Origin of the sequence: Paenibacillus sp. CECT 9249, assembly GCF_918697855.1 — a bacterium.
GTDB lineage: Bacteria > Bacillota > Bacilli > Paenibacillales > Paenibacillaceae > MSJ-34.
The window spans coordinates 21,700-28,036 of sequence record NZ_CAKKLI010000059.1 but is presented as its reverse complement, the minus strand read 5'-3'; the positions used below and the strand labels follow the sequence as shown (position 1 = coordinate 28,036).

The window sequence follows — 6,337 nt, the reverse complement described above, 5'->3', positions numbered from 1 at the left end:
GGTAAATGACTTGATTTTCGGGCTGGGTTTAGTTTGGTGCTGTCATTTTCCCTGACTCCCTTGCTTTACGGCCAAGAAAATTTCCAATTCTCAAGAATCAGGGACTTGACATCTTACCGCTGGACTTGGTAATTAAACAGCAAAACTGCCTGATAAGTTCGTCAAGCAGTTTTTTTCAAATTTTAATTGAAATATCTCGTTGCTCTTTGTTCAATTAAGAAACTCTCTTTTACAAAAAAACTAAATTTACCTACCCTAGAAGATTTATTTCTAGCTAATTACTTTCGGTGCTTCTCATCTCTTGAAAATAAAGTTTGATTTCTATTAATATAATGTAACTCGCCCCTAATCAACTTCTCTGCAAAACGTTTTTTAACCTATAGGTATACCTCACATTTTTGGTAATATTCACACGTTTCTAATATACCGTGATCTAATGAGAATTCGGGATTCCATCCTAAATCTTTAATAGCTTTTTCATTACTCAAGCAGCTATGTAAAATATCTCCCTTTCTGCTTGAAGCATATTGTGGAGAATATTCCACTCCTAGTGTATAACAAATATTAGACAGTAATTTATTTATTGTCGTCTCAGTCCCAGAGCTAATATTATATACATCTCTACTTCCATTATTAATCGCAGATAGATTAGCGGACACTATATCTTTAACAAAGATAAAATCTCTAATTTGTTCACCATCTCCGAAAATAACCGGATATTCGTTATTAATTAATTTATCTATAAAAATTGATACTACACCTCCTTCACCATACGAAACCTGTCTTGGCCCATAAGCATTACTATAACGTAAAATAGTATAATCCAATCCATATAATTCAGAGTAAATTGCAATATATTGTTCTGGAACATATTTTGAAATCCCGTAAAAAGATATCGGTCGAATTAAGTGGTTTTCTGTAATTGGCAATTGATTAGGAATACCATATACAGCAGCTGAAGAAGCATAAATAATTTTTTTGCTTTTGAACCTCTTCATTAAATCTAATATTCGAATGGTTCCATTAATATTTACTGAAGAATCTAGCAGCGGCTGATTCAATGAATTTAGTACACTTACCTGCGCAGCATGATGAATCACTACTTCAGGTTTAAAAGAATCAAATATATTTTCAAGGGCTGGATCCATTAAATCTAGCTTGTAAAATGTACAAGATTTATTTATGTTTTTGATATTACCTGTAGATAAATTATCTATAACAACTACTTCATACTGTAGTTTTATTAGTGAATCCACAATGTGGGAAGCAATAAATCCTGCGCCTCCTGTAACTAAAATTTTCATTGTTAACTGCCCCAGTCCAATTATTTTTCAATGAATATTGATTCCAAAATATCAATCGTTGGTTCCCATTTCCATTTCTTCGCCGTTTCCTTACCATTACGAATTAATTCGTTACGCAGTTCTTGATTTTCAATTAATTCTTTTACCGCTTCTCTAGCCCCCCTTACATCTCCTTGTTTAACCACAATTGCATTATATCCATTTTGAATATATTCATCATAACCTGTTACTTCACCAACAACACAAGCCCCCCCACATGCCATCATTTCTAACGGAGGTCCAAAGAAACCTTCAATTCTGCTCATTTTTAGGAAAATATCACAACTCGAATATATTTGTTTCATTTTATCCATAGGTACTTTTTCAAAAAACATATCACATTTCCATTCTTCCTTCGGTCTTCCCGCAGAACTAATACACCAGACTTCACAATCTAAATCCTTGATCGCGCTGAAAGCATCTTCCATACCTTTAAATGGGATATCAATTGGGCCTTCTAACAAGACTCTAATCTTCTTACCTTTTGGGGACATCGGTTCAGTCTCATAAATTATTTCCTCGTCCAATCCGTTTGGAACATAATATGAATCTTTGTTAAAGTTTTCTTTTAACCACTTTTGAATCCATTTTGCTTCTGTCATATATTCGTAAGGAAGATGATACGATTCCAATGCTTTTTTCGATTCATGCGAATTTGCAGGGTAAAACCTGCTTTCATCTGATTGGACAAAATAAATCTTCCTTTTTGCGTTAATATGTTGAATAGTATATGCGGTACTCCAACCAGTTGCAATAACAATATCCAAATTTGAAGGAGCATCTTTTAGCGTTATAACTTGAACCAATTGATTTGGAAACCATTCAATTGCTGTATTATTATCCTCTGTAATTAAAATTACATCATATCCTCGCTTTAAGAGTCGATTAGCATGCTGACAAATGACAGCTATACCTCCTGAAATACCGCAACCAGGAATGACATAAGCAATCTTCGGTTTCAATTTAGTAATTTTTTTATGTTCATCAATCATTAAACTTTTCCAGTGATCATCACTTTCCTTATAAGATAATTCTAAATTGTTGGCATGTAATCTTAAATTTGTTAGAACATGAGGAATGGATTTGAACTTATAACCATGATAAGCCATTCTAAGCCATAGCTCATGATCTTCCCGATATCTCATTGAAGTTTTCAAACCGCCCACGGCTCTTAAAGCATCTACTCTTGCCATTACAGTACTTTGGCATGGTACACATAATTCAAGCAACAAAGTATAATCACAGTCTGGGCTATGAATCTCTTGGTTATCTCTAATATCAACGTTTCGGGATCCGTCAACTTTAGCTCTCCAACCACCGTAAACTACATCTACATTATGATGCTCAAGATATTGAACTGAAATTTCCAATCTATCTTTTTCTGCAATATCATCACTGTCTTGGAATGCCAAATATTTACCGGTTGCTTCTACTATCGCCTTATTTCTACCTCTAACAGCATTTCCACTATTGTTAAAAAATTTGAAGATCTTTACTTGCGGATGATTCTCATAATTTTTCAAGATATCTAATGTTTCATACGGCGAACCGTCACATACAATAATTAATTCAAAATTAGTGTATGTTTGATTAAGAATCGATTCAATACTTTCTATGAGTACCTTTGTTCGATCATAAACTGGAATAACAACACTTACTAATGGCTTATCTGAAATTTGAACCAAATTTGATTCCTTGTTACTTGTATTATTTTTCATTTGTATATCTATATTTGTCCTTCTGGTTATTCTCCTATATACCACACGTGGATCCTTCATAATTCTTTTAGCAATATATTTTAATCTCCTATACTTTTGGATCAATTTCCATGATTTAGAATTATAAATTTCGCTTAACTCCAAATTCTTTTCTTTTGTTAATTCCAATAGGTATCTTGTATTCATTTCTTTTTGTTTATTCTCATTAATGAGTCTCTGTATTTCATCCTCTTTTAAACTTATCATTTTTTTCAATTCATTGTTGTCAATTTCCAGCTTTCCATTATCATTAATAACTTTTCCTATCTCTTCTTTTAAGTCGTTAATTTCTACTTCTAAATTTTTCAACTCGTTATTTTTCATTTGCAGAGCATCCTTTAATTTTATTATGTTACTTTTTTCACGCAGCAAATGCTCATCCTTTTCTTTTAATAAAACATTTAAGCTGCCTAATTGATTTTCGTATTTAAGTAGATTGCGAGTATTTTCTTCCAATGTTTTTTCCAATTCAAATAATTTATCATCTTTTTCAAAAATTATCTTATTTTTTTCTTCTGATAACTCTTTTAAATAACGTGTGTTTTTTTCTTTCTGTACTGTTTCCTGACCAATATATTTAAGAGCTTCATAAATAACATCATGGTTAATATTTGCACTTTTCGAATAACTAAATAATAAGGCATTATTATAAAGATCTACAAACTGATCTGCTATTTTTTTTATGTCATGGTTTTCTTTTATTAGTTCTAAGTTAGATTCAATGTTATCTTTTTTATAAACATGTTTAATTTCTTTTATTAGTTCATCTTTAGAATATTTTCGCTTATTTGTTCTGCCAGAAAAGTTCTTCTCTTTAAATTTGTTATAATTTTCAAACGTTACAAATCCATCCCCTCCATTATAGTCATAGACTAGAGCTATTCGTCCACAACTCATCGCTTCTAAAATTCCTCTTCCTAGAGAAACAATAATATCTGCTTCATTAATTTCGTCTTCAATATTCCAGACGGATTGTGCAGATTGGCCTATTATTTTTAGATTCATATCCATGGAGTCACAGGTACTTTTTAAAACTTTTTTAACTTCATCAGTGTATCTATTTGAGATTAATAGCATCTTTTGGGGAGGATAATTTACTTTTCGTTTAGAATTAAATCTTTCCAAATTTATTCCATTACGAATAATCTTAATCTTTTCATCGGCTATATCATACGTTTTTATTAAATGGTTCTTAACCTCTTCACTTACGGCAACATAAATGAATACATTAGGTAAAATTAAAGGTTGCTCTTGCCATGGTAAAACACCATGGCACATATAAATTATGGGCTTGTCAGGATAATGTGTATATGCAATATATGCTTCCATTCGATGTTGAGCATGAATAATATCAATATTCTTAGGGAGGGTCCTAATATCATTTGTCACTTCAACTTTCAGTTCCATAAATTTCTCATACATTTTACCTAACCTAGAACAGTATAAAAAGACCTCGTGTCCTTTTTTTATCAGTTCCTCAATTAAAGTATAGGTATATGTCTCTGTACCAGCATAATTTTGCAAATCATGAATCGTAAACAAAATTTTCATACTATCCCCTCCCCCCCTTTAAAATAATTTATTCGGATAAAATTTATCATTATCCTTCAAATAACTCATATGTTTTTGACGAAAGTAAAGTAAGTCTTGATAATGTGATAAGTTATTTTCATTAGCTATAACTAATTCATCAGGAATAATTTTTACATACTTCTTGTGCATATTTACTTTAATACATAGGTCGATAATTGCTATAGGACTTTCATATACTTCGTCTAAAAAACCAGTTACGTTTAAAATGCTCTTTTTTATTAACAAAAACTGAGGACTTACAGCTGTAACATTTTGAGATATTTTATTACGGCCAATATATCCAAAATAATTTTTATTAACATTTTCACTTATATTTTTAATCTCACTGTTGGTTACTATTAGACCGAAATTTGAAATTGCAATTTTATTTTTTAGTATTTTTGGTGCAACAATTGCAATATGATCATGGAGGCTTTCCCCAACCATTTTATAGCACCAATCTCGTCTAGTTAGTTGGATTTCTGAATCCATAATAAAAATCAATTCAGTACTAGAGTTCCTTATTGCTTCATTGATATAGCTGGAGTATTTTTGTTCATTCACACCAAAAACCATACAATTACTATCCAAATTATATTGATTATTACTATCGGCTTTATTTAAAAAAATAAACTTAACATTAGTCCATTCAGTATTTGTTTTAATTAAATTATACTTCTTTAATATTTCTTCTTTTTTACGCCAAGCCCCAACAATAATCAAAGTTACATATTCATCCATATCAGCTTGATAAGAAATTTTGTAAGAACCGATAAAATCTGATTCACTTACAGTTGCTACTATCTTTCTTTCATATAAAAACTCTTCCAATGATTTTTTTCCAGCCTCAAGTGCATGCTTCTTAAAATAAATATTACTTGCAGTTGATGAACTGTTTATTCGCCAATGATACAATACTTTAGGTATATGATAAATTTTTTTACTAACAGATGTTAACCGAAGTATAAATTCATAGTCTTGGCTACCGTCAAATTCCGATTTAAATAAACCAGTTTCATTCAACAAGCTAGATTTAAAAACTAAGAAATGGCATATATAATTATAGCTTAATAACGTATCGGGCGACCAATCTGGTTTTTTATGGGGCTCTAAGTGAAGACTACTATCCTCAGATATTTTATCTTCATCAGAGTATATGATATCAGGATCAAATTTATTGATTACCTTAACGCACTCGTATAAAGCATTTGGACTTAAAAGATCATCATGATCTAATAAGCCAATATATTTTCCTTTAGCTAAAGCAATCGCAGAATTTGTATTATTAGATATACCTTCATTTAAATTGGAACATTTATAAACAATTCTTTTATCCTTATCAGCATATCCTCTTATTAAACTATCTAGTTTAGGGTTGTTACTTCCACCGTTAAAGATGCATAGTTCAAAATTTGAATAGGTTTGATTTAGAACAGAGTTAATCATTTCTATAAGAAAATTCTCATTAGTATTATACACAGGAACAACAATACTAATTAGAGGCTCATATTTAAATTGATGTTTTCGCTGTCTTTCTAGAATTGCACTAGTGCACGGATTATCTTGATAGTAGTCATATTTTAGTTTTTTACTTTGTTCCAGTTTTTCCATAACCTTAAAAAAGAAACTTTTTAGTCCATTTCGTCTAAGATAGTTTAAACCCCT

3 protein-coding genes are annotated in these 6,337 nt (G+C 30.8%); all 3 read right to left on the bottom strand.

The annotated features are described in order from the left end of the window. Positions 1-377 precede the first annotated feature (377 nt). Genes LQ229_RS24315 through LQ229_RS24305 form a run of 3 tightly spaced genes read right to left on the bottom strand, consistent with a single transcriptional unit; the run spans position 378 to position 6,283 of the window. Positions 378-1,304 (bottom strand): NAD-dependent epimerase/dehydratase family protein, encoded by a 927-nt coding sequence (locus LQ229_RS24315; protein WP_230193147.1) that lies wholly within the window; start codon positions 1,302-1,304, stop codon positions 378-380. Positions 1,305-1,324: 20 nt separating this feature from the next. Next, positions 1,325-4,651, bottom strand: a complete 3,327-nt coding sequence (locus tag LQ229_RS24310; RefSeq protein ID WP_230193146.1) for a glycosyltransferase — start codon at positions 4,649-4,651, stop codon at positions 1,325-1,327. Positions 4,652-4,669: 18 nt separating this feature from the next. Continuing rightward, a complete protein-coding gene (locus tag LQ229_RS24305) occupies positions 4,670-6,283 on the bottom strand; it encodes a glycosyltransferase (RefSeq protein WP_230193145.1) in 1,614 nt (537 codons plus the stop codon). Positions 6,284-6,337 lie beyond the last annotated feature (54 nt).

Excerpts from the sequence above, each read along its gene's own strand:
- LQ229_RS24305 (WP_230193145.1), bottom strand. The coding sequence starts at position 6,283 with ATGGAAAAACTGGAACAAAGTAAAAAACTAAAATATGACTACTATCAA.
- LQ229_RS24310 (WP_230193146.1), bottom strand. The coding sequence starts at position 4,651 with ATGAAAATTTTGTTTACGATTCATGATTTGCAAAATTATGCTGGTACA.
- LQ229_RS24315 (WP_230193147.1), bottom strand. The coding sequence starts at position 1,304 with ATGAAAATTTTAGTTACAGGAGGCGCAGGATTTATTGCTTCCCACATT.